General features: G+C 65.2%; 22 protein-coding genes. 10 read left to right on the plus strand and 12 right to left on the minus strand.

The window, feature by feature from the left end; translation table 11 throughout:
* The first annotated feature begins 8 nt into the window (after positions 1 to 8).
* Positions 9 to 896 carry a hypothetical protein gene (locus AC5P7U_RS18325; RefSeq protein ID WP_197564266.1) on the plus strand — a complete coding sequence of 296 codons (888 nt, stop codon included), beginning with the start codon at positions 9 to 11 and terminating at the stop codon, positions 894 to 896.
* Between the two features lie 88 nt (positions 897 to 984).
* On the opposite strand, the gene AC5P7U_RS18330 is transcribed toward AC5P7U_RS18325, so the two are convergent.
* The 3 genes from AC5P7U_RS18330 to aceE form a co-directional block, all read right to left on the minus strand.
* Positions 985 to 1,566: a hypothetical protein gene (locus AC5P7U_RS18330; protein ID WP_197564265.1), complete on the minus strand. Its 582-nt coding sequence runs from the start codon at positions 1,564 to 1,566 to the stop codon at positions 985 to 987.
* A gap of 2 nt (positions 1,567 to 1,568) precedes the next feature.
* Complete coding sequence (locus AC5P7U_RS18335; protein ID WP_495221327.1) at positions 1,569 to 2,750, minus strand: AAA family ATPase; 1,182 nt, start codon at positions 2,748 to 2,750, stop codon at positions 1,569 to 1,571.
* Positions 2,751 to 2,836: 86 nt separating this feature from the next.
* Positions 2,837 to 5,524 (minus strand): pyruvate dehydrogenase (acetyl-transferring), homodimeric type, encoded by a 2,688-nt coding sequence (gene aceE, locus AC5P7U_RS18340; protein WP_197564264.1) that lies wholly within the window; start codon positions 5,522 to 5,524, stop codon positions 2,837 to 2,839.
* Between the two features lie 544 nt (positions 5,525 to 6,068).
* On the opposite strand from aceE, the gene AC5P7U_RS18345 reads away from it, so the two are divergent.
* Together AC5P7U_RS18345 and AC5P7U_RS18350 are read left to right on the plus strand one after the other, a co-directional pair.
* Positions 6,069 to 6,629: a PadR family transcriptional regulator gene (locus AC5P7U_RS18345; RefSeq protein ID WP_197564263.1), complete on the plus strand. Its 561-nt coding sequence runs from the start codon at positions 6,069 to 6,071 to the stop codon at positions 6,627 to 6,629.
* A gap of 60 nt (positions 6,630 to 6,689) precedes the next feature.
* Positions 6,690 to 7,487, plus strand: coding sequence for a siderophore-interacting protein (locus tag AC5P7U_RS18350; RefSeq protein ID WP_197564262.1), 798 nt, complete (start codon positions 6,690 to 6,692; stop codon positions 7,485 to 7,487).
* Positions 7,488 to 7,695: 208 nt separating this feature from the next.
* Here the strand turns inward: AC5P7U_RS18350 and AC5P7U_RS18355 are convergent, their stop codons facing one another.
* A complete protein-coding gene (locus tag AC5P7U_RS18355) occupies positions 7,696 to 8,526 on the minus strand; it encodes a hypothetical protein (RefSeq protein WP_197565114.1) in 831 nt (276 codons plus the stop codon).
* Positions 8,527 to 8,709: 183 nt separating this feature from the next.
* Between AC5P7U_RS18355 and AC5P7U_RS18360 the strand changes: the two genes are divergently transcribed.
* On the plus strand, positions 8,710 to 9,111 hold the full coding sequence (locus AC5P7U_RS18360) for a hypothetical protein (protein ID WP_197565113.1): 402 nt from the start codon (positions 8,710 to 8,712) through the stop codon (positions 9,109 to 9,111).
* A 204-nt stretch (positions 9,112 to 9,315) separates the two neighbouring features.
* On the opposite strand, the gene AC5P7U_RS18365 is transcribed toward AC5P7U_RS18360, so the two are convergent.
* Both AC5P7U_RS18365 and AC5P7U_RS18370 read right to left on the minus strand, forming a co-directional pair.
* Positions 9,316 to 10,023, minus strand: a complete 708-nt coding sequence (locus tag AC5P7U_RS18365) for a YceI family protein (RefSeq protein ID WP_180880399.1) — start codon at positions 10,021 to 10,023, stop codon at positions 9,316 to 9,318.
* A gap of 75 nt (positions 10,024 to 10,098) precedes the next feature.
* Positions 10,099 to 10,689 (minus strand): malonic semialdehyde reductase, encoded by a 591-nt coding sequence (locus AC5P7U_RS18370; protein WP_006438279.1) that lies wholly within the window; start codon positions 10,687 to 10,689, stop codon positions 10,099 to 10,101.
* A 126-nt stretch (positions 10,690 to 10,815) separates the two neighbouring features.
* On the opposite strand from AC5P7U_RS18370, the gene AC5P7U_RS18375 reads away from it, so the two are divergent.
* From AC5P7U_RS18375 to AC5P7U_RS18395, 5 genes are all read left to right on the plus strand, one after another.
* A complete protein-coding gene (locus tag AC5P7U_RS18375) occupies positions 10,816 to 11,775 on the plus strand; it encodes a mitochondrial fission ELM1 family protein (protein ID WP_495221328.1) in 960 nt (319 codons plus the stop codon).
* A 105-nt stretch (positions 11,776 to 11,880) separates the two neighbouring features.
* Positions 11,881 to 12,108 carry a hypothetical protein gene (locus AC5P7U_RS18380; RefSeq protein WP_049457909.1) on the plus strand — a complete coding sequence of 76 codons (228 nt, stop codon included), beginning with the start codon at positions 11,881 to 11,883 and terminating at the stop codon, positions 12,106 to 12,108.
* A 48-nt stretch (positions 12,109 to 12,156) separates the two neighbouring features.
* On the plus strand, positions 12,157 to 13,008 hold the full coding sequence (locus tag AC5P7U_RS18385) for a DUF2145 domain-containing protein (RefSeq protein WP_495221329.1): 852 nt from the start codon (positions 12,157 to 12,159) through the stop codon (positions 13,006 to 13,008).
* A gap of 35 nt (positions 13,009 to 13,043) precedes the next feature.
* The gene (locus tag AC5P7U_RS18390) at positions 13,044 to 13,559 is read left to right on the plus strand and encodes a hypothetical protein (protein WP_197565056.1); all 516 of its coding nucleotides are present in this window, start codon (positions 13,044 to 13,046) and stop codon (positions 13,557 to 13,559) included.
* 75 nt (positions 13,560 to 13,634) lie between these two features.
* Positions 13,635 to 14,195: a queuosine precursor transporter gene (locus tag AC5P7U_RS18395; protein WP_495221330.1), complete on the plus strand. Its 561-nt coding sequence runs from the start codon at positions 13,635 to 13,637 to the stop codon at positions 14,193 to 14,195.
* Between the two features lie 206 nt (positions 14,196 to 14,401).
* On the opposite strand, the gene glnE is transcribed toward AC5P7U_RS18395, so the two are convergent.
* Complete coding sequence (gene glnE, locus AC5P7U_RS18400) at positions 14,402 to 17,197, minus strand: bifunctional [glutamate--ammonia ligase]-adenylyl-L-tyrosine phosphorylase/[glutamate--ammonia-ligase] adenylyltransferase (protein ID WP_495221331.1); 2,796 nt, start codon at positions 17,195 to 17,197, stop codon at positions 14,402 to 14,404.
* A 365-nt stretch (positions 17,198 to 17,562) separates the two neighbouring features.
* Here glnE and scpC point away from each other — a divergent pair, with 365 nt between their 5' ends.
* The gene (scpC, locus tag AC5P7U_RS18405; RefSeq protein WP_053448609.1) at positions 17,563 to 19,077 is read left to right on the plus strand and encodes a succinyl-CoA:acetate CoA-transferase ScpC; all 1,515 of its coding nucleotides are present in this window, start codon (positions 17,563 to 17,565) and stop codon (positions 19,075 to 19,077) included.
* 72 nt (positions 19,078 to 19,149) lie between these two features.
* On the opposite strand, the gene hglS is transcribed toward scpC, so the two are convergent.
* From hglS to AC5P7U_RS18430, 5 genes are all read right to left on the minus strand, one after another.
* Complete coding sequence (hglS, locus tag AC5P7U_RS18410) at positions 19,150 to 20,514, minus strand: 2-oxoadipate dioxygenase/decarboxylase HglS (protein ID WP_414555073.1); 1,365 nt, start codon at positions 20,512 to 20,514, stop codon at positions 19,150 to 19,152.
* 170 nt (positions 20,515 to 20,684) lie between these two features.
* Positions 20,685 to 21,173, minus strand: a complete 489-nt coding sequence (locus tag AC5P7U_RS18415) for a hypothetical protein (protein ID WP_414555074.1) — start codon at positions 21,171 to 21,173, stop codon at positions 20,685 to 20,687.
* Positions 21,174 to 21,204: 31 nt separating this feature from the next.
* Positions 21,205 to 21,957, minus strand: a complete 753-nt coding sequence (locus tag AC5P7U_RS18420) for an HAD family hydrolase (RefSeq protein WP_008264489.1) — start codon at positions 21,955 to 21,957, stop codon at positions 21,205 to 21,207.
* A gap of 95 nt (positions 21,958 to 22,052) precedes the next feature.
* On the minus strand, positions 22,053 to 22,463 hold the full coding sequence (locus tag AC5P7U_RS18425; RefSeq protein WP_004153928.1) for an EF-hand domain-containing protein: 411 nt from the start codon (positions 22,461 to 22,463) through the stop codon (positions 22,053 to 22,055).
* A 232-nt stretch (positions 22,464 to 22,695) separates the two neighbouring features.
* Positions 22,696 to 23,067, minus strand: coding sequence for a hypothetical protein (locus AC5P7U_RS18430; protein WP_004153927.1), 372 nt, complete (start codon positions 23,065 to 23,067; stop codon positions 22,696 to 22,698).
* Positions 23,068 to 23,074: the final 7 nt, after the last annotated feature.

Genomic DNA, 23,074 nt, shown 5'->3' on the forward strand with positions numbered 1-23,074 from the left:
TCTAAACAATGAGCAGAAACTTAGAAATAGCAGAAAATGGAGATGATCCACTCTGGTCATCAGCTGCCAGCATTGGAGAACTGCAGTGCCTCATAGAAGAGGCAACTTCCGCCTTGAGTTCACTCGGAGTAAAAACCCGACCAAATGGCTCTCTAATTTCAATTTTCTCTTCTGTCCGCAAAATATCCGAGAGATCTACACAACTGACGAATGAAAAATGGGAGGTATTTTTTGAAAAAGCAACGGAGGCAAGGCGCATTGCTTTGTCCATCCTAGCTGCGGCAAACGATCCAAACTCAAGGCACAACTTCGCCATGATTGCTCGAAGCGACATGAATCCCAAGTCTGCGGTCAACTCGGATGGTCGAAACTTTCTTTGGGAACTGGACCTCTACAGAAAGATCCGAATGGGAGGCGGCGATATTAAAATTGCAGAGCCAGATCTGGTGATGGTGCTAGGAAAGAGAAAATTGGAATATTCAATCGCCTGCAAAAAGATTTATTCAGAGAGATCAATTCAAGGGGCATTGCGAGACGGCGTAAACCAAATTAGAAAAAAGGGGCAGCCCGGAATTGTAGCTCTCAATATTGACACATTAGCCGCTCGGAGGAGCTGGACCTTTGCAAATGAGAACGAGCTTGGAAAATCACTACGGGAGTTCAACGACGTCTTCAGAGAACGTCACTCTCAGGATTTCAAAAAATTTGAAGAAGATGGACTCTGCGATGGATTCCTGATCTCCACCGCCACTTACGCAAAAGTACTAAATTCAAAGCTGCCCAGGAACCACTCTAGCGCAATCATGCTGATCCCACAAAAAAATTGCAGGTCTAGCATTGATAGAATATTCGAAATTCAAATGTATTTGGACGGACTTGATAGCTTACGAAAGTAACTAAAGGACAAAAGAAAATCTGGCGGAATTATACTCCTGATGGATATTAGCCAATTCAGAAGTACAACTACGTAGCAATGAAAGAGAGTTAGGCCACGAGTGTAGAAACCCGTTGCAACAATCGGCGTAGCCCCTTGCATTTCTGAGAGGCAACTTCAATATTCCATTCAAACTCTACGAAATTGGCCAAGACAACATTGTACCCAGGCCCCACCCTCGCTACAGCGCCCTTTGCGACGATCATCTCTTCCTTTATATCTCGCTTACGAGATCGCTTTGCAATCTCTATTAGACTCGACTTAGGGTCCTGAACGCTCTCTGGATCTGACGGAACCGCAGTCGAACTCGCTAAATATTTGGATATTCCAGGGTCAGCGAGAATCCAAGCATCTGCCTCTCTAGTTGCGACGGAGAAAACTATATTTCTTGGCACGCCCTGCGGAAACCAATCATTCTTCATGCGTACAATGCATGGAGTGGAGTCAAGGTCAGTACAGATAATTACGGGGAGCCCACCAGAAGCAGACCTGATGAGCGCAGGAATCTTTGCCTGCAGCTTGCTTCTTCCCCCAGCGCAGATGGCTATGACTGCGTCCATATCGTAGTTGAGATCGACCAGAACTCTCCTGAGAATCGCTTCTATCAGACCATCTTCGCTCGCAATGATCATTGTTAGAAGAGCCCAAAGTTCTCAGAAACAGTGGGACGCGCCTTATTTAAAATAACCTCTGCCGGAGTGAGTCCAGATTTCAAGGCAATTTTTTCCTGCTTTGTCAGCTCCGCGATTGTCGTTCCCTCAGCCGACGGCACAAGTCTCACAACCTCCCTTCCGTCTATGCCTTGCTGATTAAGCATTGCTTCACTATGTGTTGTGAGAATAATTTGACGACGAACTTTCGTTGATCTCTGGACCTTTCTCACGAGCATCGGAATCCGCTCTACGATTGCATCATTCAGAGATAGCTCTGGCTCTTCGAGCAAAAGTAAAGAATCGCCATCCAACAGTGACCACATAAGACCGAGCAACCTGAGCGTTCCATCAGAGAATTGCGATTCTCGCTGCCAACCGGCATTCTTTCTCCAATGCTCATACAACGCCTCCAGATGCGGCCGGCCAGTTACATCGTCCTTTACAAACTTCAGGTCACGCAATTGCGGAACGCATACTCGCAGCGCCTCATTGATTCGGCGAAGACGTGATGAGCGCACTCTTTCAGTAGACGTCGCTACTTGCTCCAAGAATCCCTGCCCGAACGGGTCACCTTCAAGCCGATACCCTCCAAGTTGCTCCGCGTACTTTAGAAGCTGCGGCACCAGATGGAGGTAACGAACCTGACTCAGTTCCTCAGCTATTTCTCGGTAATCCCTATTGCTGTTCACCTGCTCAAGATGGGTCTGGGTTAGCCGCTCCGGATCGGCCTCATCGAACTTGTCAGGACGATCAAGTAGTAGTTTCCCTCTGGCATCCCAAACTTTCTCGTAGGAGACCAGGTCTCGATTGCTACCCTTCCCCTCATTCTTTAGACCTAAAACGTATCTCCACTTCGCCGGCCCATCCACATCATCAGCGAAGGTCACATCTATCTCGATTTGGGTGTCCTTTCGAGCGGCTAGACATCTGATGGCCTTAATGCCCCCACGCTCACTCAACGCCTTCGCGAGGCCGCCACCTCCCGCACCTCTTGCGACGTCTCTCAGAAAACGAAACACATCAATCAAATTTGATTTGCCGGCTGCGTTCGGACCAACGATGAACGTTCGCTCACGGAAGTTCGCCGTTGCGGAACGAAAATTCTTCCAATTCTTAAGCTTTAGTTTGGTTACGATCACAAGAACTCCCAGCGTGGGGTACACACGCATCCAGCATAGCGATGTGAATTACTTAATGGCAACAAAAGGGCGGCACTATGGCCGCCCTTTTCTATACGCTTTGCTCCAGATCAAACCCCAACAGGGTTAGCTTTCTCCGGATCAATCTTGTACTGCTTGATCGCCCGCGCCACGTCCTTCCCAGTCATCTTCCCTTCCTTCGCCAGCGCCGCAATCGCGGCATGCGCGATGTAGTAGCGATCCACCTCAAAGAACCGGCGCAGGTTCGCACGCGTATCCGAACGGCCGAAACCATCGGTACCCAGCACGGTGTACGACATCGGCACGAACGCACGGATCTGGTCCGCATACGCACGCACATAGTCGGTGGCGGCAATCGCCGGGCCCTGGCGGCCTTCCAGCAGCTCGGTCACGTAGGCCTTGCGCTGCTCACCTTCCGGATGCAGGCGGTTGGCACGCTCCACGTCGAAACCATCGCGACGCAGTTCGTTGAAGCTCGGGCAGCTCCAGATATCGGCGGTCACGCCGAAGTCCTTGTCCAGCAGCTCGGCCGCGGCAATGGCTTCGCGCAGGATGGTGCCCGAGCCCAGCAGCTGCACGCGCAGCTCGCCCTTCTTCGGCTTGCCGGCGTCGGTCAGCAGGTACATGCCCTTGACGATGCCTTCGGCCGCGCCTTCCGGCATTTCCGGGTGGGTGTAGTTCTCGTTCATCAGGGTGACGTAGTAATACTCGTCCACCTGGTCTTCCATCATGCGCTTGGTGCCGTGCTGCAGCACCACCGTCACTTCGAAGCCGAAGGTCGGGTCGTAGCTGCGCACGTTCGGGATGCCACCGGCCACCAGATGGCTGAAGCCATCTTCGTGCTGCAGGCCTTCACCGTTCAGCGTGGTGCGGCCGGCGGTGCCACCCAGCAGGAAGCCGCGGGTACGCATGTCGGCGGCCTGCCAGGCGATGTCGCCCACGCGCTGGAAGCCGAACATCGAGTAGTAGATGTAGAACGGCAGCATCGGCACGTTGCTGACCGAGTAGCTGGTACCGGCCGCCATCCACGAGCTGATCGCGCCCGGCTCGCTGATGCCCTGCTGCAGCACCTGGCCGCTCTGGTCTTCGCGGTAGAACATCAGCTGGTCGGCATCGACCGGCTTGTACTTCTGGCCGAACGGCGCGTAGATGCCGATCTGGCGGAACAGGCCTTCCATACCGAAGGTACGGGCTTCGTCGGCCACGATCGGCACGATGTGCGGGCCCAGTTCCTTGTCACGCAGGGTGATGTTCAGGCTCTGCACGAAGGCCATGGTGGTGGAGTAGCTGCGCTCGCCGCTGCTCTTCAGCAGACGGTCGTAGGCTTCCAGCTTCGGCGCCACGAAGGTCTTGTCGGCCTTGCGGCGGCGCTGCGGCAGGTAACCGCCCAGCGCAGCACGGCGTTCCTGCAGGTACTGCACTTCCGGCGAATCCGGGCCCGGGTGGTAGAACGGCACCTGGCCGTCGGCCAACTGCGCGTCGGTCACCGGAATGTTGAAGCGGTCGCGGAAGTGGCGCACCGCTTCGTCGTCCAGCTTCTTGGTCTGGTGGGTCGGGTTCAGCGCTTCACCGGCGCTGCCCATGCCGTAACCCTTCACGGTCTTGGCCAGGATGACGGTCGGCATGCCCTTGGTGTTCACGGCCTGGTGGTAGGCGGCGTACACCTTGTGCGGGTCGTGGCCACCACGGTTCAGGCGCCAGATGTCGTCGTCGCTCAGGCCGGCGACCATCGCAGCGGTTTCCGGGTACTTGCCGAAGAAATGCTCGCGGGTATACGCGCCGCCGAAGGCCTTGCAGTTCTGGTATTCGCCGTCGACGGTTTCCATCATCAGCTTCTTCAGCACGCCGTCGCTGTCCTTGGCCAGCAGCGCATCCCAGTAACCGCCCCACAGCAGCTTGATCACGTTCCAGCCGCCGCCACGGAACACGCCTTCCAGTTCCTGGATGATCTTGCCGTTGCCGCGCACCGGGCCGTCCAGGCGCTGCAGGTTGCAGTTCACCACGAAGATCAGGTTGTCCAGGCCTTCACGGCCGGCCAGCGCGATCGCGCCCAGGGTTTCCGGCTCGTCGCTCTCGCCGTCGCCGATGAAGCACCACACCTTGCGGTCGGACTTCTCGATCAGGCCACGGTTTTCCAGGTAGCGCATGAACTGCGCCTGGTAGATGGCGGCCAGCGGGCCCAGGCCCATCGACACGGTCGGGGTCTGCCAGTACTCCGGCATCAGCCACGGGTGCGGGTACGAGGACAGGCCACCGCCGTCCACTTCCATGCGGAACTTGTCCAGCTGCTCTTCGCTGATGCGGCCTTCCAGGAAGGAACGCGCGTAGATGCCCGGGGCGCTGTGGCCCTGGATGAACAGCAGGTCGCCCGGGTGGTTCTCGCTCGGGGCGCGCCAGAAGTGGTTGAAGCCCACGTCGTACAGGGTAGCGCCGGAGGCGAACGAGGCGATGTGGCCGCCCAGGTCACCCGGCTTGCGGTTGGCGCGCACCACGGTGGCCATCGCGTTCCAGCGGATGATCGAACGGATGCGCCATTCCAGCTCGGCATTACCCGGGCTCTTGGCCTCGAGCTGCGGCTCGATGGTGTTGACGTACTCGGTGGTGGGAGAGAACGGCAGGTAGGCGCCCGAACGACGGGTCAGTTCCACCATGCCTTCCAGCAGCTGATGCGCGCGCTCGGAGCCCTCGACATCAATAACGGCCTTCAACGACTCGATCCACTCCTGGGTTTCCACAGGATTCGGGTCGTTGTTCAGCACCTCGTTCAACCAGTTCATTAGCGCTCCCATAACCGCACGCACGCGCGCGACTGTTGTATAGATTTCTAGACCGCAAAGTGTAGCGCACCAAGGGCTTTCGTCACTTGGCTACGCAGGCGTATGGATGCAACCGGCCAGTGTCCGCAAGGGGCTTGCAAGGGCCCGTGATGGCCCTGCGGCGGGCCTTGGCGGCTGCGCGGGCTGTCGCTTGCGGGCCGCTGCGGCCATGTGCAGGACGCAGTGTTACCGCTGCCGATGACGGTTGTAGGGCAACTCTGGAGCCACGGTAGGTGCGGTGCGGGCTGCGGTTCTGAACCGGCGACAACATGTCGCAGCCGCCTCTGGATCGGGACCGCCGATGGGCCCAGCGTGGGCCGCGAGTGATGGGCCTGGCGCCCTGCTCCCTTCCACAGTACCGCCGGGGCGCCCCGCAAGGGGCGCCCCTTTTTCTGTGCGCGCGGCCGGCCGTGGCCCAAAACGGGGCTGCTTGTGGCCGGATCGATGATTGCCGGCTTCGATATATCGATATATCGTTTGCACACTCGTTTACCGATATATCGAAATGAGCCGTACCCCCTCTCCCAGAGCCCGTTCCACCGATCCGGCGGTGCCGCGCCGCAACGGCCAGCCGCGGGTGCTCAGCCGTGGCGACCTGCGCCTGCTGGTGCTGGCCCTGATCGGCGAGCAGCCGCGCCATGGCTACGAGCTGATGCAGCTGATCAGCAACCAGTTCATGCAGGCCTATACGCCCAGCGCCGGCACCATGTACCCGCTGCTGGCCAGCTTCGAGCAGGCCGGCTGGATCGAGGCCGAGGAAGTGGACGGCAAGCGGATCTTCCGCATCACCGCCGCCGGCGAGTTCGAGCTGAAGGTGCAGCGCACCCAGGTGCGGCTGGCGCAGCGACGCGCCTTCGACCGCGCCCGCGAGATCACCAAGGCCTCGCTGCCGCCGCCGCTGGCCAGCGCCCTGCGCGAGTTCAAGCGGGCGCTGGTGCATCACCACGGCCGCTGGGCCGAGGGCGAGGCGGACGAGGTGGCGGCGCTGCTGACGCGGGCCTCGGCCCTGCTGAACGGTACTGCCGGTAGCGAGACATCACCGCTTTCAACGACCCAGCCAGACTGACTCCAGCCAGGTCCTCCCCCATGCCGCGCGCCCCGCGCGACCCCCTTTACAGGTATCCCCATGACCGAACACAACAACACGCGCCTGCGCCTGGATGTGCGCTTCCGTGAACTGACCGTGCTGCGCACCGAGGAAGTCACCCCGCACATGCGCCGCGTGGTGCTGGGTGGCGACGATCTGGCCGGTTTCGATTCGCCCGGCGCCGACGACCACATCAAGCTGTTCTTCCCCAACGCTGCGGGCGAGATGGTGCTTCCGGTACTGACCGCCGAAGGCCGCAGCTACCCGGCAGGCAAGGAGCCCTCGCCGGCCCGCGACTACACCCCGCGCTGGTGGGACCACGAAACCGGCGAGCTGGCCATCGACTTCGTGCTGCACGACCAGGGCATTGCCGGGCCGTGGGCCGAGCAGGCCCAGCCGGGCGACGTGCTGGTGATCGGCGGCCCGCGCGGCTCGTTCGTGGTGGCCGACAGCTACGACGCCTATGTGCTGATCGGCGATGAAACCGCGCTGCCGGCCATCGCCCGCTGGCTGGACGTGCTGCCGGACGGCGCCGAGGTGCAGGCCTTCATCGAAGTGAGCGATGAAGCCGAACGCCAGGACCTGCCGCAGTACGAGAACGTGCGCATCCATTGGCTGGAGCGCAACGGCTTCCCGGCGGCCAGCAGCACGCTGCTGGAAGACATGCTGACCGACTTCGAAGCGCCGGACGGCGATGTCTTCTACTGGATCGCCACCGAATCGCGTCGCGCACGGATGATGCGCAAGTTCATCGAAGGCCACCTGGGCGTGCCGCGCGACTGGATCCGCTCGACCGGCTACTGGAAGGCCCACCCGGACGAAACCGACGGCGATTGACCCCCTGCACCGGAGGTAGTGCCGGCCGCTGGCCGGCAACCTCATCAACTTCGGCAGGAACCTGAAGTTGCCGGCCAGCGGCCGGCACTACCACGCTGGATGCCACCTGCCGCGCGATGAGTCGAGCGTCGCTCGACTCTACAGGGGGCCATCGGCGGTCATGCACTTTTTGCCTGGGGGTAGTGCCGGCCGCTGGCCGGCAACCTCATCAACCCACGGCAGAAACCTGCAGCTGCCGGCCAGCGGCCGGCACTACCGCGTAGGATGCCACCTGCCGGGTCCACCCGAACCGCCGCGCGGCCCAGATCTCCAGCGCTACCAGCAGTGCGATGACCAGCAGCGGCAGCAGCAGCCCGAAATACACGCCGGGCATCATGCCGTTGATCTGCGCCTTCACCAGCCGCAACACGCCCCGGGTGTGCAGCAGCTCATCGACGTGCATGGTCAGTGCCTCGCGTACCACCTTGGGCTCCAGGCCGATCGTGCCGGCCTTGTCCACCAGCGTGTCTTCCACCATGCCGCGCAGCAGGCCTTCGCGCACCTTGCCGATCACCCAGCCGGTGCCGCGCGCCAACGGGCCGTTGCCAAGGCGGTCGAGGCCGGGCAGCGGGTGTTCGCTGAGGTAGGCCGAGGCGATGGTGTCGGCCACATCGCCCACCGTGCCCTGGCTGCGCAATGCCTCGCGCATGCGCGGGTCATCCAGTGAATCGGTGAAGCCTTCGCTCCAGCCTTCCACCAGCGTCTGCAGGTGCGGCTGGAAATGATCGAGCTGCTTGAACAGCGCGCGGTGCGCACCGGCAGTGAAGCCCAGCTGCAGGCCGAAGAAGGCGGTGGCCAGCGGCAGCAGCACCACGTAGCTGGCCAGCAGCCAGTGATGCCAGCGCGTGCGCCGCTGCAGCCAACCGCGGCGGTGCAGCCAGCGCCAGCCGAGCACGCCCAGCGCCAGGCCCAGGAGTGTGCCGAGCACACTGCCGCCCAGAAGATCGAGCACGCTCAGGCCTGTCCAGAATTCGTTCAACCAGTACTGCGCGTCCTGCATGGGTCTTCCTTCCGTGGGTGAAACAACAGCCTATTGTAGAGCCGAGCTCATGCTCGGCGGCTGCGCCTTCGGTAGGTGCGAACCGTTGGTCCGCACGCTTCCCTGCAATTGCCGGCCAGCGGCCGGCATGACCGAGCTGACAATGCGACAATCGCGCTCCTTTCCTGCAGCAACGAGGCCCACATGGCCAAACTGACCCTGGCCAGCGTGGATGCGCTGCGTACCCGCTTCGCCGATGACGCTGCGTGCGATGCCGCGCTGGCCGCCTTCGCCGACACCGCCGCCGTGCGCGTGCCGCTGCGCGACCTGGTGGAAGCACAGCACCGCTACCTGCAGGCCGAGTTCGAAGTGGCGCAGGTGGCCGATGTGCTGCGCCGCGACCAGAAGTACGCACCGGTCGGCCGGCCGTCGATCAACATCGTGCAGCTGCGCAAGCAGCAGGCCGCGACCAAGCAGGCCGCGTTGATCGCACGCCAGGTGGTGGCGCAGGCCGCGCAGACCTTCGTGCGCGTGAGCGGGCTGGCGGTGAAGGCCAAGCAGAGCCCGAGCGAGGCGTGTGCGGCGTGGTTGGGCGCGCTGCGCTGAGGGATCGTGCGTGCGGACCAACGGTCCGCACCCACCAGATGCAGGTTGGCACCTACCGGGTAGTGCCGGCCGCTGGCCGGCAACCCCATCCACATCCGGCACCTCGCGTGCAGCCGGCCAGCGGCCGGCTCTACCGGAACCCAATAAAGAAGGCCCGCTTTTCAGCGGGCCTTCTGCCTTCTCACGACGAGTGAGCGGGGTGCATCAAGCGGCCGGCTTTTCGCCGGTGGCTTCGGTGGTGATGCGGATCTTCACTTCATCGCTGACGTTCGGGGCGTAGGCGCCGACGCCGAAATCGCTGCGCTTCAGCGTGGTGGTGGCATCGAAGCCGGCGGCCGGAACCTTGGCCATCGGGTGCTCGCCGCCGCCGTTGACGGTGACGTCCAGGGTGACCGGCTTGGTGATGCCCTTGATGGTCAGGTCGCCGGTGACGGTCAGCTTGTTGGTGCCGGCTGCTTCCACCTTGGTGCTCTTGAAGGTGGCATCGGCGAACTTGGCGGCGTCGAAGAAGTCGGCGCTCTTCAGGTGCTCGTCGAACTTGGCGGTGAAGCTGTTCAGGCCGCTCAGCGGCAGCTTCACTTCCACGGTGGACTTGGTCACGTCTTCGGCGTTGTACACCAGGGTGCCTTCAACGTTGCCGAAGTGCGCGCTGGGGTTGGAGAAGCCGAAGTGGCTCCACTGCGCCAGCACGTCGGTGTGGCTCGGGTCCAGCTTGTAGGTGCCCGAGGCGATCTTGATCGCTTCGGCCGCCGGCGCAGCAGCGGCGGCATCAGCGGCCGGGGCGGCAGCCTGTTCGGTGGTGGCCGGGGCGGCGGCATCCGCGGCCGGGGCAGCGGTGTCGGCCGGCTTGGAGCAGGCGGCGATGGCCAGGGTCAGGGCCAGCGGCAGCAGCAGTTTACGGGTGGCGCTCATCTGAGGAACTCTCCGGATCGTAGGGTGGGTGCAACAGGGGCCGCCAAGGTGACGGCCCGAAACCGATACAGCGACTTACGCGATGCGCGCCGCTTCGTCGAACGACAGGCGCGGCAGACGCGGGAACAGGCCCGCCGGATCACCGTAACCCAGGTTGACCAGGAAATTCGACTTGATCGAGGTACCGGCGAAGAAGGCTTCGTCCACCTTGGCCGCATCGAAGCCGGACATCGGGCCGGCATCCAGGCCCAGCGCGCGCGCGGCCAGGATCAGGTAGGCGCCCTGCAGGCTGCCGTTGCGGATGGCGGCTTCGTGGCGGCCTTCCTGCGGGCCGTCGAACCAGGCCTTGGCATCGGTGTGCGGGAACAGGTACGGCAGCTTCTCGTGGAAGTCCAGGTCGAAGCCGATGATGACGGTGACCGGGGCGGCCATGGTCTTGGCCAGGTTGCCTTCGGACAGGGCCGGGGCCAGCTTTTCCTTGGCTTCCTTCGAGGTGACGAAAACGAAGCGGGCCGGCGTGGTGTTGGCCGCGGTCGGGCCCCACTTCACCAGGTCGTACAGTTCCTGCAGCAGGCTGGCCGGGACCGGCTTGTCGAGGAAGGCGTTCTGGGTACGGGCAGTGCGGAACAGCTGATCGAGGGCAGCAGCGTCGAGCGCGTGGGACATCGGTGGATCTCCAGGGCGGCGAAGGGAAGTCAGTGCCCGCGGGCGGCGCGGGGCGAATCGACGAGCCGCAGTGTAGAGTGTCGCGACTGTTGCAACACCCAGCAGGGCTGAAACGAATTAATGCCAATGGTGAAACGATCGAGCGCACCCTGGACGGTCACTGACGGCCGCGCGGGCAATGTCCGCCAGGCGGTTGCGCTGGCCTCGGCGCTGCGCCAGGGCACCCATCGGCCGCTGGTCCTGCAGCCGCGCGCACCCTGGCGCTGGCTGTCGCCGCGGCGCCTACCCGGCGATGTGAATGGCTACGGCGAGGCCTTCGCGACGCTGGCCGCCGAGGCCCCGGCGCTGGCGATCGGCTGTGGCCGCCAGGCCGCTGGCGCCCTGCGCGTGCTGCGTGCGCGCGGCAGCCAAGTGGTGCAGATCCTCGACCCCCGTATCAGTGCCCGCCATTGGGACGTGGTGGTGGTGCCCGAACACGACACCCTGCGCGGCAGCAACGTGCTGACCCTGCTCGGCAGCCTCAACCCGGTGGACGATGACTGGCTGGCCTGGGGCCGCGCCGCCTTCGCCGGCTTCAGCACGCTGCCCGGCCCGCGCACTGCATTGCTGGTGGGCGGGCCCACGCCGTTGGCGCCGTGGGACGAACCGGCGATGGTGGGCGTGTTCCGCGCCCTGGCCGAGCAGATCCGCAGCAAGGGAGGCAGCCTGCTGGCCACCACCTCGCGGCGCACGCCACCGGCCTTGGCCGAGATCCTGCGCGCGACCTTCGCCGACCTCCCGCATGTGATCTGGGGCGATGGCGGCGACGGGGTGAATCCGTATGGCGGCCTGCTCGGCTGGGCCAACCGCGTGGTGGTCTCGCCGGACTCGGTGAACCTGCTCTCTGAAGCCTGTGCCACGCGCATGCCGGTGATGGTGGCGCTGGCGGGTACCGCACAGGGACGGCTGGCACGCTTCCAGCAGCAGCTGCGCGAACGCGGGCGGTTGCAGGAACGCTGGCTGGACTGGCAGTACGACCGCATCGAACCGCTGCGCGAAACCGCGCGGATCGCCGCCGAGGTAAAGCAGCGCCTGGCATCAAGGTAGTGCCGGCCGCTGGCCGGCACCATCTGATCGCCCAGCGATTTTTGAACATCTCGATCCGCGCGCACCGTTAGAGTCCGGTGTCCCCCCATTGGACTGAACGCCTTCATGCGCACCCTGCTCCTGCTGCCGCTGGCCCTGCTCGCCGCGTGTTCCACGTCGCCCACCGAACTGGACCCGATCTCCTACCAATGCCAGCAGCAGCTGGATGCGTACCGCGAGCAACCGGCGCTGCGCGATCCGAAGGGCCAGCGCCCGCCGTTGCCGGTGGCCCCCATCAGCGACGCCTGCGACCGCGAACTCAAGCGCAAGGGCGTGGACCGCCCGCTGCGCTGACCGGCGTATGATCGGCGCGCGGGCCTGCCCGCCGTTGAAGGTACCGACATGGATCGTTTCTATCGCCTGCCGCGCGCCGCGCTGCTGATCGCCAGCCTGCTGGCGACCGCACCGGCCTGGGCCAACAGCACCGAATGCCGCGAGCGCTACCCCAGCGTGGCCGCACAGGCCGCCATGCTGGATGTGGCCTGGACCACCGCCGAACGCCTCGATGCACTGCCCGACGTGGACGTGGTGGTGGCCGCGCGCGGTGGCCAGGACCTGAGCCGCTACGGCCTGCGCCACAGCCACCTGGCCTTCCTGCTGCGCGAGGACGACGGCCGCTGGCGCGCGATGCACCTGCTCAACCGCTGCAAGACCGACAGTTCGCAGCTGTACCACGAAGGCCTGGGCAACTTCGTCGGCGAGAGTGGCGGGCACACCGATCTGCGCATCGGCGTGCCCGCCGCGCCGCTGCGCGCGGCACTGCGGGCGATGCTGGTATCGCCCTCGATCCAGCCCAAGGCACTGCACGAAACGAAGTACAACGTGGTGGCCTACCCGTTCGCCACCGACTACCAGAACTCCAACCAGTGGGTGCTGGAAGTGCTGGCGGCGGCGATGGCGCAGAGCGAAGGCGCGCCGGCCATCGTCAAGCGCGAACAGGCGCAGCAGTGGCTGCGCCAACAGAAGTACCGGCCCAGCGTGCTGCATATCGGCCTGGGCAAGCGCGTGGGTGCGCGCCTGTTCGTGGCCAACGCCACCACCACCGATCATCCGGCCGGCGAACGCATCTCTGGCAACTACTCGGTGGTGACGGTGGAATCGGTGTTCGACTTCCTGCACCAGCGCAGCCAGCTGCAGCAGGAACTGGTGATTCCCCATGTGCCGGTGGCCGGTGCGGCCGCGGCCACCCCGTGAATTTCATCCCCTTTTTCTGGCGACCAGGAGGTCCCATGTTCCGTTGCCTGCGCGTTCCCGCGTCTGCCCTGCTGCTTTCCGCCTTGCTGGTGCCCACCGTCCATGCGGGCGCTGCGCCGCAGTTGAACAGCAGCCAGGCCAGCGTGATCGTGACCTCGTTCGTGGTGCTGTCGCTGCCGATGGCGGCTTCGATGGGCCTGTCCGAACTGTCCAAGGCGCCGTTCAAGGCCAGCGAGCGCAACGGCAAGGCCACCCGCACCAAGGCGGTGCCGTTGCCGCCGATGGAAGTGAAGAAGGTGGAGACCACGCCGGAGGGCGAGCGCCAGGTGCAGCTGCAGGTGCCGGACAAGGCCGACCACACCGCCACCCTGCGCTGGACCGTGCAGCCAGAGGGCGAAAACCCGACGGCCGCCTTCGTGGTGGGCCAGCAGGTGCATTTCGACCCCACCGAGGCCGGCGCCGGCTGGAACGTGAAGAGCGCACAGGGCCAGACCCTGGCGTACGTGCCGACCGCGTATGCCGCTGGCGATGTGATGAGCGAAGCGCTGTAAAACTGAACGACCGGTTTTGGATTTGCCGCGGGCCGGGCGGATAATGGGCGATCCCCTTTATTCCCCTGGCTCGCCATGTCCGTGCGTCCTGTCCCTGTGTTTGCCCCGCTGACCCCGCGCGCCCTGGTGCTGGCGGTGCTGGCGATGGGCGCGGTGGTGCTGCTGTCCAACGTACTGGTGCAGTACCCGATCAATGACTGGCTGACCTGGGGCGCCTTCAGTTATCCGGTCGCGTTCCTGGTCAGCAACCTGATCAATCGCCGCTTCGGCCCGGGCCCGGCGCGCCGCGTAGCCTGGATCGGCTTCCTGGTGGCGGTGCTGCTGTCGGTGTGGGTGGCCACGCCGCGCATCGCCATTGCTTCGTGCTCGGCGTTCATCGTGGCCCAGCTGCTGGACATCACCGTGTTCGATCGCCTGCGCCGTGGCAGCTGGTGGCGCGCGCCGATGGTGGCCACCACCTGCAGTGCAACGGTGGATACCACCATTTTCTGGTCGATCGCGTTTGCCGGTTCGGCGCTGCCGTGGGTGAGCTGGGCCGCCGGCGACCTGGCGGTGAAGCTGGCGATCGGCGTGTGCCTGCTGGCCCCGTTCCGCGCACTGCTGTGGAAGATGGCGCCGCTACGCGCCACCAGCTGACCGCCGTTGCCCTGGTAGGTGCCAACCTTGGTTGGCACGCTGTTGCCGGGGTCATGAACGCTGATGGGTTGTGCCAACCAAGGTTGGCACCCACCAGAAGCGGGGTATCGGCGAGGCCATTGATCCGGTGGGAGAAATGATTCGGTGGGTGCCAACCTTGGTTGGCACCCACCAGAAGCAGGCCATTGCCCAGCCATCGCTGCCTGTCAGGCGAACGGCAGCTTCGCTTCAACGCACGCCGAAGTGATCGCCGCACACGCCTCTTCAATGGCCGGGGTGGTCGGTGCCAGCCGTGGCCGCCGATCCAGCGTGCAGGCCAAGCCAACCTCCAGCAACGTCGCGTGCGCGGTGTGCAGCGCCTGCGTGGTGGCATCGGGCAGGAAACCGGCAGCGCCCAGCGCATCGATCAACGACGGTGTGTCGCGCGGTTCCAGCAGCGCGGGCACCTGCGCACTGCGCGCCAGCACGCCGGTCTGCAGCAGGAACTCCAGATCCACCACGCCACCGGCGCCCTGCTTCAGGTCCAGCCGTGCGGCATCGCTGCGGTCCAGTTCGGTGCGCATGCGGCCGCGCATCTTCAACACGTCGGCATACAGCACACCGGCATCACGCTCGCGGCCCAGCGTCTGCGCACGCACCTGCTCAAAGTCCGCCAGCAGGCTGGCATCACCGGCCACGCCACGCGCGCGCACCAGCGCCTGGTGTTCCCAGGTCCATGCGCGTTCGCGCTGGTAGTCGGTGTAACTGGCCAGCGAAGACACCAGCGACCCCTTGCCGCCATCCGGGCGCAGGCGCACGTCGATGTCGTACAGGCGGCCGGCGGCGGTGACGGCCCCCAGCAGTGCCATCACCTTCTGCGCCAGGCGCGCATACCACCGCCCCGGCTCCAGCGGGCGCGCGCCATCGCTGGCGTCCACGCCGGCCGGGTTGTCGTGCAGGAACACCAGGTCCAGATCGGAACCGAAGCCGAGTTCCAGGCCGCCGAGGCTGCCGTAGCCGATGATCGCAAAGCGCCCACCGGAAATCTCGCCGTGCGCGGCGCGCATGTCCACCTCGGCCATCGCCAGCACGGTGATCACCACCGCCTGCGCCAGTTCGGCCAGTTGTCGCGTGCTGTCCACCGCGCCCTGGCGGCCATCCAGCGTGGCCATCGCCATGCGGAAGCTGAGCGCCAGCCGCGTCTCGTTGAGCCAGCGCAGTGCGGATTCGGGGTCTTCCACCGCGAGCACCTGCTGGCACTCGGCCAGCATGCCAGCGGCATCGGGCATCGGCCCGGACACGCGCACGTCCAGCAGTTCGTCCAGCAGCAACGGATAGGCCGCCAGGCGCTCGGCCAGCAGCGCACTGCGCGCCAGCACGTCCACCAGGCGCGCCAACGCGCTCGGCTGTTCGTCCAGCAGCGCCAGATAACTGGTCCGGCGCAGCACCGCCTGCAGCAGGCCGAGCACGCGCTTGAGCGCGGCATCGGGCTGCGGTGAACGCGTGGCCGCATGCAGCAGCGCCGGCAGGACGCGATCCAGCCGCGCACGCGCGGCATCGGACAATGACTTCACACCCGTGCCCTGGGCGAAATCGCGCAGCGACTGGTCGGCGCCGTTGGCGTCGAGGAAACCGGCTTCGGCCAGCAGCGGCGCGTTGCTGCCGTCGGGCAGGCTACGCCAGTAGTTGGCCAACGCATCGGGCGCGGCCTGGCCCTTGCGCGGCGCCAGCAGCGCGGCAAATTCAGTACTGACCCGCTGCTGCTGTTCTGCCAGCGCCGCGCGCAGCACTTCCCAATCCGGATAACCGAGGCCGACGGCGATGCGCTCGCGGTCCAGCGTGTCGCTGGGCAGCACATGGGTCTGTGCGTCGCGCAGCATCTGCAGGCGGTTTTCCAGCCTGCGCAGGAACAGATAGGCCTCGCGCAGCGCGGCGCCATCCTCGGGCGCGATCTGCCCGGCCGCCACCAGTGCCTCCAGCGCCACCAGCAGGCGGCGCTCGCGCAGTGCCGGTTCACGGCCGCCGCGGATCAGCTGCAGTGCCTGGCACAGGAACTCGATTTCGCGGATGCCACCGGCACCGCGCTTGATGTCCTCGTGCAGTTCGCGCCGCGCGACTTCGGCGGTGATCGCCGCCTTCATCTCGCGCAGGCCGTCGAGCGCGGTGAAATCCAGGTAGCGGCGGTAGACGAACGGGCGCAGGGTCTGCAGCCACGCTTCGCCGGCCTCGATGTCGCCGGCCACGGCACGCGCCTTCAGCCAGGCATAGCGTTCCCAGTCGCGGCCCTCGCGCTGGAAGTACTGGTCCATCGCCGCGAACGACAGCGCAACGCGGCCGGCGCTGCCGAACGGGCGCAGGCGCAGGTCGACGCGGTGGCTGAAACCATCGACGGTGGTTTCGTCCAGCAGTTTGGCCAGGCGCTGGCCGAGCCGGGCGAAGTACTCTTCGGCGGCCAGCGCGCGCGGCCCGTCGGATTCGCCGCCCTGCGGATAGGCGTAGACCAGGTCGATGTCGGAACTGAAGTTGAGCTCGCCACCGCCCAGCTTGCCGAGCCCGAACACCACCAGCTGCATGGGTTGGCCGTGGTCATCGCGGATGACCCCGTGGCGTTGCGCGAATTCCTGCTGCAGCGCGTCCAGCGCCAGCCGCAGGCAGTCCTCGGCCAGGGTGGTGGCGCCAGCCAGGGTCTGTGCCACGTCGTCCAGCCCGGCCAGGTCGCGCCAGATCAGCCGGGTCGACATCGCCGCACGCCAGCGCCGCAGCTGGGCCGGCCAGTCGCTGGGCTGCAGCGGGTCGAGTACCGGGGCGGGAATCGGCGGGCACGCGGGCGCGGCCAGCTGCGCCAACAGCGCCGGTTGCCGCACCAGCGTATCCAGCGCGAAGTCGCTGGCTACCGCCAGCCGGGTCAGCAGCGGCTGCAGGTCGGGCGGGATCGGCTCGGGCAGAACCTGGGCCAGGCGCGCCAGGGCACGGTCGACAAGGGGCTGCAGGGTAGCGGGCAGTTCAGCGGGGGCGAGGGTCATGGCCCGATTGTATCGACCCGGCCGGGGCGCAACGGATCCGGTAGTGCCGGCCGCTGGCCGGCAGGGGTGCGGAGGTTGCCGGCCAGCGGCCGGCACTACCGATAATGGAGTCCGCGTATTCATAATGGGCGGCAGGCAATAAAAAAGCCCGCTTGCAGCGAACTGCCAGCGGGCTCTGCTCCCTCCCCCACGTCGGGATGCAGGGCCATCGTGCGGGCTGCGAAAGCACTTTGCACGCTGCACTGCAAAACAAAACCGGCCGGTTCGGGTGACCGCGGTAGGGAAAAGCCATTCCACGAAGGTAGAACCCCCCGTACGGATGAGGATGGCCGATAATCGGGTTTCCCCCCAGAAACACTGTCGTCATGTCTGTTGATCGCATCGCCAACGCGCGTCTTCGTGACCGCGTGGTCTCCGCCGAGACCGCAGCCGCGCTGATCCAGCCCGGTGAAACCGTGGCCATGAGCGGCTTTACCGGCTCCGGGTATCCCAAGGCCGTTCCCGTCGAACTGGCGCGCCGCATCGAAGCGGTGCATGCCCAGGGCAATCCCTTCCAGATCAAGCTGATGACCGGCGCCTCCACCGCGCCGGAACTCGATGGCGCGCTGGCCAAGGCCGATGGCATCGCCATGCGCATGCCGTTCCAGAGCGACCCGGATGCGCGCAACCGCATCAACGAGGGCAAGCTGGATTACATCGACATCCACCTCAGCCACGTCGCCCAGCACGTGTGGTTCGGTTTCTACGGCGAGATCGATACCGCCGTGATCGAAGTGTCGGCCATCCGCGAGGACGGCTCGCTGGTGCCCTCCACCTCGGTCGGCAACAACAAGACCTGGCTGGACCTGGCGAAGAAGGTGATCGTCGAGGTCAACGAATGGCAGCCGGCCGGCGTCGACGGCATGCATGACATCTACTACGGCACCGCGCTGCCGCCGCACCGCAAGCCGATTCCGCTGGTGAACGCCAACGACCGCATCGGCGACACCGCGCTGCGCTGCGACCCGGACAAGATCGTGGCGGTGGTGCGCACCAACGGCCCGGACCGCAACAGCCCGTTCAGCCCGATCGATGCGACCAGCGAGCAGATCGCCGCGCACCTGATCGAGTTCCTCAAGCACGAAGTGAAGAAGGGCCGCCTGCCGCCGAACCTGCTGCCGCTGCAGTCGGGCGTGGGCAACATCCCCAACGCGGTGCTGGCTGGCCTGGCCAAGAGTGGTTTCCGCGACCTGGCCGCGTTCACCGAGGTGATCCAGGACGGCATGCTCGACCTGCTGCGCGATGGCGTGCTGAGCTACGCCTCGTGCACCGGCTTCGCACTGAGCCCGCAGGCCAACGAGACGTTCAAGGAGCACATCGATTTCTACCGCGAGCGCATCATCATGCGCACGCAGGAAATCTCCAACCACCCGGAACTGGTGCGCCGCCTCGGCTGCATCGGCATGAACGGCATGATCGAGGTCGACATCTACGGCAACGTCAATTCGACGCACGTGATGGGCACGCGGATCATGAACGGCATTGGCGGTTCGGGTGACTTTGCCCGCAATGGCTTCCTGTCCGCGTTCCTGAGCCCGTCCACCGCCAAGAACGGCACCATTTCGGCCATCGTGCCGATGGCCAGCCACGTCGACCACACCGAGCACGACGTCTCGGTGATCGTGACCGAACAGGGCCTGGCCGACCTGCGTGGGCTGACCCCGCGCAAGCGCGCGCAGGTGCTGATCGACAACTGTGCGCACCCGGATTTCCGCGCGCAGCTGCAGGACTACTTCGACCGTGCCAGCCGCGAGAGCTACGGCAAGCACACCCCGCACCTGCTGCCGGAAGCGCTGTCGTGGCACCAGCGCTGGCTGGATACCGGCACCATGAAGGGCTGAGGCCCGGGGACCGTGGTAGAGCCGGCCGCTGGCCGGCTCTCCAGAACAGCCGGCCAGCGGCCGGCTCTACCTTCACGCGGTACGCAGCGCCGCCAGCGATTCGGCCTGCAGCCGCTCGTAGATCTCGAACTCGTCATTCACCGCCGCGCCCAGCGCCTGCTCGAAGGCCTCGCGGTTGGCGTGGGCGGCATAGGCGCGCTGTTCTTCGCCGCCCAGGTTCGACTGGAAGATGCCCGCGGCGCTGACCGGCAGGAAATCCTCGTAGACGATCGGGTCGGCAGTGGCCAGGCCGGTGGCCACCAGCACTTCGGCCGGCAGGTCGGCCACGCGTTCCGGCGCGGCGCGGCCGGCGTCGGTCAGCTGGTAGCGGTAGTAGCCCAGACCTTCCTGGCGCAGTGTGTCATGGTCATCCGGGAAGCTGGCGAACACCGCCTGCAGGCGCTGGCCATAGTCGCCACCGGTACTGCCTTCGCCACCGGCATCGCGTGCCTGCGACAGCAGCTGGTCGTACAGCGCGCGCCCCTTCGGGGTCAGCGCAAGCCCGCGCTGCTCGATCTCGCCGAAGCGCGCGGTATGCGTGCCGGCATCACCGCCTTCGCTGTCCGGGAAATGCACCGCTTCTTCCAGTGCCTTGAAGCTGGTCTGGCGCAGCAGGATCGGGCAGGCGCGGCGCGGCGGGCCTTCGATCACCGCCTTGGCGGCCATGCCGTGCTCGATCATCGCCGCCTGCGCCGCGTCGATATCCAGCGTGCGCGGGGTCAGGTGGTTGATGTGCGGGCCACGGAAACTGACCACGTCGGCCACCAGCCGGTGCGCCTTGTTGAGGGCGTGGTAGGTCGGCAGGTCGACGGTGGCGTCGCCGTGCCAGCGGAAGGTTTCCAGCGCTTCTTCGACAAAACGTTCGGCGTCTTCCTGCGACAGGCCACCGTCACGCTCGGCCTGGTCGATCAGTGCCAGCGCGCCCTCGGTGAAGATGCGGCGGCGTTCGAGGATGCGCGCAGATTCGGCACGCAGCGCTTCGTCTTCGATCAGTTCCAGGCGCAGCAGCGAGGTGAACACACGGAACGGATTCTGTGCCAGTGCGGCGCCGGTGAGCGGCCGGAACGCGGTGGAGTGCACCGGCACGCCGGCCACCGACAGGTCGTAATAGCCGACCGGGAACATGCCCATCACCGCGAACAGGCGGCGCAGCGTCGCCAGTTCCTGCATGGTGCCGACGCGGATCGCGCCGTGGCGCTCCTCGTCCAGGCGCGCGCGCTCGTCATTGCGCTGCAGCTGCGCGGCCAGCGCCGGGTCCTGCTCCAGCACCTGCGCGTTGATCCGCTCCACCAGTTCCACCAGCGTGCCGTACAGCGGCACTTCGGTGCGGTACATGCGGGACATGGCCTGGGCGAACAGGCGGCGGATCACATCAGGCGAAACGAAAGAGGCGCTCATCAGTCACTCGATTACGGGAACGGGGAACAGCTCGAACCCGTATTGTCGCCGGAGCGCGCGGCGGCGGCGATATGCAGAGCAACATGAAGGAAATCGGTAGTGCCGGCCGCTGGCCGGCACCCTCTGGATGCCTGGAGCATAGGATAGGAATTGCCGGCCAGCGGCCGGCACTACCGCTTCAGCTGGCGCTTCAGGGTGGCATCGAGGGTGATCGGCCGGTCCCAGTGCTCATAGCTGGCGACGATGGCATGGCGCACGGCGCGGTAATGCAGGTTGTCCGGCGTGCGCGGCATGCGCTTGACCACCGCCTCCCAGCCGCCCTCCGGATTCTGGCTGAAGGCGCGCACGCTGTCGCGGCAGGTCTGGCCGCTGGCCTTGGCCCAGAAACAGGCGAAATAGATATCCCCGGCCTGCCAGCCGTGGGTGGTGAACAAGGCGCTGATGTAGCCGCGCGGCACGCCGGCATAGCGCGATACCTCATCGAGGAAGGCGTCGGGGTAGCGTTCGGCGTAATGGTTGATGTCCTGCAGCTGGGCATCCACCCAACTGTCACCGGTTTCCACGGTGTAGGCCGCCGAGCGCTCGGCGGTCTGCTGGGCCAGCACGGTGGCCGGCGCCAGCAGCAGGGACAGCATCAGTGCGCGCAGTCGGACGTTCATGCCCCGATTCTGCCGCAGCCGCCCGCCCCTGTCAGGCCGCCGCAGCCGCCTTGGCCTCGATCGCGGCCAGCGCGGCCGGCCAATCGTGCGCGGTATCGGCAGTGACCATGCGCGGTTCGTCGTCGGCCACGCCGTGCTGGGTCTCGTGGGCCCAGGTCACCGCGTACGGGGTATGCACGCCCCAGCCGCCAAGGGTGACCACCGGCTCGATATCCGAGCGCAGCGAGTTGCCCACCATCACGAAGCGCTGCATCGGCAGGTCGAATTCGGCCAGCACGCGCGCGTAGGTTTCCGGGTCCTTCTCCGAGACGATCTCGATGCGCGGGAACAGCTCGCGCAGGTTGGCCACCTTGATCTTGGCTTCCTGATGGAACAGATCGCCCTTGGTGATCAGCACCACCGGGTACTGTTCGGCAATGGCCGCCACCGATGCGCGCACGCCGTCGATCAGCTCGACCGGGTGGCGCAGGGTGTCATGGCCGATGTCCAGCATGCGCTGGATGTCCTTGGCGTCGATGCGCTGGCCGGTGATGTCGATGGCCGCTTCGATCATCGACAGCACCATGCCCTTCACGCCGTAGCCGAACACGGCCAGGTTGCGCTGCTGCACTTCCAGCAGGTGGCGGGCGGTCTGGGTGTCGTGCACGTCGACATAGCGCGACAGCAGGTCCAGGTAATCCTGCTCGGCCTTGCGGTAGTAGTCCTCGCTCTTCCACAGCGTGTCGTCACCGTCAAAACCAACCAGGCCGATGGCGCGCGACGGCGCAGGCGTGGGGGTATTCATCCGTCAAGGATACAGGGGCCCGGTGGACGGGAAAAACCCGGGCGGCCGTAGCCGCCCGGGTCCCCATGCACCGGTTTTCCCGAATCAGGCGTGGATCAGCGGCCCTGCGCCGCGCCGGCACCTGCGCCGGCCTGCTGGGCGGCCACGTAGGCCTTGTACTCATCGGCGCTCAGCTCGCCGTCCTTGTTGGTATCGGCCTGGTCGAACACCTGGGCGAGGCCCGCGTTCACCTGTGCCTCGCTCTTGCTGATGGTGCCGTTGCCATCGGTGTCGATGCTGGCCCAGGTCTGGCCACCGCCATTGGCCTGCGCCGAGGCCGCTGCGGCCGCGTTGGTGGCCTGGTCAGCCGCCTGCCCGGCCTGTGCCGCCGCCTGCTGGGCCTGCGCGGCTTCGTTCTGCGCCTGCGCGGCCTGCTGCTTGGCCGACTGGGCCATCGCCGGGATGGCCAGCACGCTGCCGGCGGCGACGATCAGGGCGATCAGGGGCTTGCGGTTGCGAATAGTCATCAGGGGTGTCTCCTACCGATTGGGTGGTGGTGCGCGGCGTGTTGTTTCCGCACGGCACCTACCCTGCCACCGCGTTTCTGAATCGATTTTGGGTTGCGACCGGCATGCATACACGCGATTAACCACTGGCCTGCGTGCATGCATTAGCGCGCTGGTTAGGGCGGAGTGAGCGGCTCATAAGCTGCACATTCAGCGCAGCAGGATTTAACCGGCAGGCAACGAAAAACCTGCGTCAGTCGACGGTTTTTTCCAATGACCGCGAACTGAACATCACCCATCCCAGCGCAACACCGGCCAGCGCACCGGCGATTTCCAGTACCACGCGGCTGCCCAGTTCGTTCGGATCGTGGATGGTGGACAGGAACAAGCGCGCATACAGCGGCGACTCCAGCCGCACGATGCCCATGTAGAACAGCTTCCATGCATCGATGCCGGTGGAGATCACCACCGAGATGACGCACGCCCAACCGATCGCATGGCCCACCGACCAGTGCAGCAGCCGGCACAGGCGCGACCACAGGAAGTACACCAGCAGGCCGACCAGCAGGGCGATGGCGCCGGCTTCCAGGGTGCCGAGCAGGCCGAAGTGCAAGGGAAGGTTCATCGGGTGG

Source organism: Stenotrophomonas sp. YJH_SMC_57, from assembly GCF_059369755.1.

Bases quoted from the DNA above. Each gene is read 5' to 3' on its own strand.
- AC5P7U_RS18355 (WP_197565114.1), bottom strand. From the start codon at position 8,526: ATGCAGGACGCGCAGTACTGGTTGAACGAATTCTGGACAGGCCTGAGC.
- AC5P7U_RS18385 (WP_495221329.1), top strand. From the start codon at position 12,157: ATGGATCGTTTCTATCGCCTGCCGCGCGCCGCGCTGCTGATCGCCAGC.
- AC5P7U_RS18330 (WP_197564265.1), bottom strand. From the start codon at position 1,566: ATGATCATTGCGAGCGAAGATGGTCTGATAGAAGCGATTCTCAGGAGA.
- aceE (WP_197564264.1), bottom strand. From the start codon at position 5,524: ATGAACTGGTTGAACGAGGTGCTGAACAACGACCCGAATCCTGTGGAA.
- AC5P7U_RS18325 (WP_197564266.1), top strand. From the start codon at position 9: ATGAGCAGAAACTTAGAAATAGCAGAAAATGGAGATGATCCACTCTGG.
- AC5P7U_RS18365 (WP_180880399.1), bottom strand. From the start codon at position 10,023: ATGAGCGCCACCCGTAAACTGCTGCTGCCGCTGGCCCTGACCCTGGCC.
- AC5P7U_RS18420 (WP_008264489.1), bottom strand. From the start codon at position 21,957: ATGAATACCCCCACGCCTGCGCCGTCGCGCGCCATCGGCCTGGTTGGT.
- AC5P7U_RS18375 (WP_495221328.1), top strand. From the start codon at position 10,816: ATGGTGAAACGATCGAGCGCACCCTGGACGGTCACTGACGGCCGCGCG.
- AC5P7U_RS18370 (WP_006438279.1), bottom strand. From the start codon at position 10,689: ATGTCCCACGCGCTCGACGCTGCTGCCCTCGATCAGCTGTTCCGCACT.
- AC5P7U_RS18415 (WP_414555074.1), bottom strand. From the start codon at position 21,173: ATGAACGTCCGACTGCGCGCACTGATGCTGTCCCTGCTGCTGGCGCCG.
- AC5P7U_RS18350 (WP_197564262.1), top strand. From the start codon at position 6,690: ATGACCGAACACAACAACACGCGCCTGCGCCTGGATGTGCGCTTCCGT.
- AC5P7U_RS18390 (WP_197565056.1), top strand. From the start codon at position 13,044: ATGTTCCGTTGCCTGCGCGTTCCCGCGTCTGCCCTGCTGCTTTCCGCC.
- scpC (WP_053448609.1), top strand. From the start codon at position 17,563: ATGTCTGTTGATCGCATCGCCAACGCGCGTCTTCGTGACCGCGTGGTC.
- glnE (WP_495221331.1), bottom strand. From the start codon at position 17,197: ATGACCCTCGCCCCCGCTGAACTGCCCGCTACCCTGCAGCCCCTTGTC.
- AC5P7U_RS18345 (WP_197564263.1), top strand. From the start codon at position 6,069: ATGAGCCGTACCCCCTCTCCCAGAGCCCGTTCCACCGATCCGGCGGTG.
- AC5P7U_RS18395 (WP_495221330.1), top strand. From the start codon at position 13,635: ATGTCCGTGCGTCCTGTCCCTGTGTTTGCCCCGCTGACCCCGCGCGCC.
- hglS (WP_414555073.1), bottom strand. From the start codon at position 20,514: ATGAGCGCCTCTTTCGTTTCGCCTGATGTGATCCGCCGCCTGTTCGCC.
- AC5P7U_RS18380 (WP_049457909.1), top strand. From the start codon at position 11,881: ATGCGCACCCTGCTCCTGCTGCCGCTGGCCCTGCTCGCCGCGTGTTCC.
- AC5P7U_RS18360 (WP_197565113.1), top strand. From the start codon at position 8,710: ATGGCCAAACTGACCCTGGCCAGCGTGGATGCGCTGCGTACCCGCTTC.
- AC5P7U_RS18425 (WP_004153928.1), bottom strand. From the start codon at position 22,463: ATGACTATTCGCAACCGCAAGCCCCTGATCGCCCTGATCGTCGCCGCC.
- AC5P7U_RS18430 (WP_004153927.1), bottom strand. From the start codon at position 23,067: ATGAACCTTCCCTTGCACTTCGGCCTGCTCGGCACCCTGGAAGCCGGC.